This window comes from Streptomyces phyllanthi (genome assembly GCF_009377205.1).
Classification (GTDB): Bacteria; Actinomycetota; Actinomycetes; order Streptomycetales; family Streptomycetaceae; genus Streptomyces; species Streptomyces phyllanthi.
Genome location: NZ_VJZE01000694.1, coordinates 1 through 3,299, shown reverse-complemented (window position 1 = coordinate 3,299; position 3,299 = coordinate 1). Strand labels below are relative to the sequence as shown.

The 3,299-nt window shown below is 71.3% G+C and carries 2 protein-coding genes and 1 pseudogene; 1 reads left to right on the top strand and 2 read right to left on the bottom strand.

Annotated features, from left to right (window positions below; translation table 11 throughout):
• A pseudogene (locus tag FNH04_RS47025) lies at window positions 1-1,186 on the top strand (AfsR family transcriptional regulator); the annotation flags it as partial.
• A 21-nt stretch (window positions 1,187-1,207) separates the two neighbouring features.
• Here FNH04_RS47025 and FNH04_RS43520 read toward each other — a convergent pair.
• Entirely contained in the window at window positions 1,208-2,038 is an 831-nt protein-coding gene (locus FNH04_RS43520; protein ID WP_194237018.1) for an ABC transporter permease, read from the bottom strand.
• A complete protein-coding gene (locus tag FNH04_RS43515) occupies window positions 2,035-3,072 on the bottom strand; it encodes an ATP-binding cassette domain-containing protein (protein ID WP_152791758.1) in 1,038 nt (345 codons plus the stop codon). Before FNH04_RS43515 ends, FNH04_RS43520 begins: the two co-directional genes overlap by 4 nt.
• Between the last annotated feature and the right edge of the window lie 227 nt (window positions 3,073-3,299).

The window sequence follows — 3,299 nt, the reverse complement described above, 5'->3', positions numbered from 1 at the left end:
CCCCGTCCCCGACCTGCTGGAAGGCCCCACCGAGAACCCGCCGCCGATGCGTCCCGAGGTCCTCGCCGAGGCCAGGCGCGGGGTGCACCTGGTCCATCTCTCCTGCATGGACATCGACCTGGCGGCCTGGAACACCCCGGAGGCCAAGGAGAAGCTGCGCGTCATCAACGAGACCTACCGGCCGGGCCAGCCGCAGACCTGCCGCTACCCCGGCTTCCTCTGGTTCTTCGCCGCGCTGCTCAACGCCGAAGGGGACCGCACCCGCGAGATCGTCGACGAGAGCGTACGCACCTGCCGGGAGCTCGGCAGGCCCTGGGAACTGGCGCAGGCCCTGCAACTGCGGGCCAACATCCTCGCCAACCGCGGCGACTGGGCGGGCGACGCGACCCGCGACGCCAACGAGGCGCTGGAGATGTTCACCCGGGTCGGCGACGCCTGGGGCGCGGCCGAGGCACTCGCCGCGCGCGGTGAGTCCAAGGAGCGCGTGGGCGACTACACGGGAGCCGCCGCCGACTACGAGCGGGCCATGGAGTACGCCGAACGGCTGGGCGCCCGTGCCCAGTTGGGCATCCTCAGAGCCCGCCTCGGCGGAGTGCTCGTCGAGGGCGGGGACGCCGAACGGGGCGAGAAGATCCTCTTCGACGTACTGGAGAGCAGCCACGGCTGCACCAACGAGGCCCTCCCGGCCGCCCGGCTCTTCCTCGCGGTCCGGCTCGGCCGCAGCGGGCGTACGGCTCAGGCGCAGGAGCAGCTCCGGCTGCTGCGCCAGGAGTTCGGAGCCGCCACCTTCGTGGTGTTCGCCAGCTTCATCACCGGTATCGAGGGCTGGCTGGAGGTGCTGGCGGGCCGTTACGAGGAGGCCCTGGCCAAGATGCGCGAGGCGCTGGACCGGGCCGCGGACCCGCTCACCTTCACCATCGTGCCGCACCTGCCCGCGACGCACCTGACCACGGCGGCCCTGGCGGTCGTGGGCGTGGACGGCGGCGTACGCGCCCGTGACGCGGCCCGGCTCCTCGGCGCCGCCGACGCGCTGCTGCCGCCCGGCCACTACTCCAGCCCGCTGGAGGTCGAGACCCGTACCCGGGTCGAGGTCGAGGCGCGGAAAGCGCTGGGCAACCGGGCGTACGAGAGCGCGTACGCCGAGGGCGGCGCGCTCTCCGTGGAGGAGGCCACCGCCCTGATGTGACGCCGGTACGGCCCCGGTTCCTCAGTGCTTCGTACGGAACTTGTGGATCGCCACCGGAGCCATGACCAGCGTCATCAGCACCGACCAGCCCAGGGTCACCCACACGTCATGGGCGACGGGGCCGCCGGTCATCAGGCCGCGGGCGGCGTCCGCGAGGGAGGACAGCGGGTTGTAGTCGGTGAAGTTCTGCAGCCAGCCGGGCATCGACTGCGTGGGCGCGAAGATCGAGGAGCCGAACTGCAGGGGGAACAGCACCAGGAAGCCCATCGCCTGCACGGACTGCGCGTTCTTCAGGGTCACGCCCAGCACGAGGAAGATCCACATCACGGAGGAGCCGAAGACGGCGGCGAGGGCCACGGCGGCGAGGAGCCCGGTCCAGCTGGTGATGTCGAAGCCCACGGTGACGCCGACGACCATCAGGATCGCCGTGGCGACGAGCATCCGCAGCAGTTCGACCGAGATCTTGGCGAGGAGCACCGAGGACCGGCCGATCGGCAGGGACCGGAAGCGGTCCATGACGCCCTTCTGGAAGTCCTCGTTGAAGCCGGTGCCGACGCCCATCGCGATGTTCATGCCCATCATCGCCATCAGCCCGGGGACGACGTACTGCACGTACGCGTCCTGGCCGCCGCCGAGCGCCTGGCCGATGGAGCCGCCGAAGACGAACACGAACAGCAGCGTGAAGACGATGGGCATGAGGACCGCGTCGAACATCGACTCCGGGTCCTGACGGATCCACAGCAGGTTGCGGCGGACGAGGGCGCCGGTGTGCCGGACATGGGCGCGCAGTCCTATACGGCCGTCGCTGCCGCTGCCGCTGCTGGGCTTCGCGGTAAGGGTGGTGGCGCTCATACGGCGACCTCCTCGTGGGCGGGGAGCCGGGTGGCGTCGGTGTCCTGCGGAGTGCCGGCCCGGTGGCCGGTGAGGGACAGGAACACCTCGTCCAGGCTGGGCAGTTCGGTGCTGATCGAGGCGATGGTGGTGCCTCGGGCGGTGACGGCGCCCACCACCGCGGTGAGCTGCTCGTCGCTGAGGATCGGGACGAGGACGGTGCCGGTCTGGCTGTCGACGGTGGTGGTCGCGAGGCCGGTGATGCCCAGTTGGTCGAGCATGGCGGCCAGCGGGCGCAGTTCCAGCGGGTCGGCGGGGCGGAGGCGGAGGGTGCGGCCGCCGACCTGGGCCTTCAGCTCGTGGATGCCGCCGTTCGCGATGACCTTGCCGCGGTCGATGACGGTGAGTTCGGAGGCGAGTTGCTCGGCCTCCTCCATGTACTGGGTGGTGAGCAGGACGGTGACGCCGTCGGCGACCATGCGCTTGACCTCGTCCCAGACCTCGTTGCGGGTGCGGGGGTCGAGGCCGGTGGTGGGTTCGTCGAGGTAGAGGACGGCGGGCTGTCCGATCAGGGACGCGGCGAGGTCGAGGCGGCGGCGCATACCGCCGGAGTACGTGCCGGCCGGGCGCGTGGCGGCCTCGGTGAGGGAGAAGCGCTCCAGCAGGTCGGTGGCGCGCCGACGTGCGTCCTTCCGGGACAGATCGAGGAGCCGCCCGATCATGTACAGGTTCTCGAAGCCGGAGATCTTCTCGTCGACGGAGGCGTACTGGCCGGTGAGGCCGATCACGCGGCGGAGCTGCCGGGGCTGGCGGACGATGTCGTAGCCGGCGACGGTGGCGTGGCCCGCGTCGGGGGTGATGAGGGTGGACAGGCAGCGGACGAGGGTGGTCTTGCCGGCCCCGTTCGGTCCGAGCACGCCGAGTACGGTGCCCTCGCGTACGTCCAGGTCGACGCCGTCCAGCGCCTTGGTCTCGCCGTAGTGCTTGACCAGTCCCCGGACGGTGACGGCGGGCGTGGGTGCGCCGTCGCCGGGGTTGTTGTCGGTTCGTGTCATGGGGTCGACGGTGTCAGGGGGCACCGACAGATCGCCGACAGCGGGCTGACGGCACCGACATCTCACCGACAGGGTTGTCTCGCCCGGCCGGACTGTCGCCGGCCGGACTTGGCTCTTCAGCCGAGGCCAGGCACATCCAGCCCGTCCGGCGTTCGAGGACGAGGCCCGTTCAGGGCCGAAGCGGGGGTCTGGGGGCGCAGCCCCGAGGGGACGCCCCCGTCAAGCCC

Coding starts and splice junctions, on each gene's coding strand:
- FNH04_RS43520 (WP_194237018.1), bottom strand. CDS start 2,038: ATGAGCGCCACCACCCTTACCGCGAAGCCCAGCAGCGGCAGCGGCAGC.
- FNH04_RS43515 (WP_152791758.1), bottom strand. CDS start 3,072: ATGACACGAACCGACAACAACCCCGGCGACGGCGCACCCACGCCCGCC.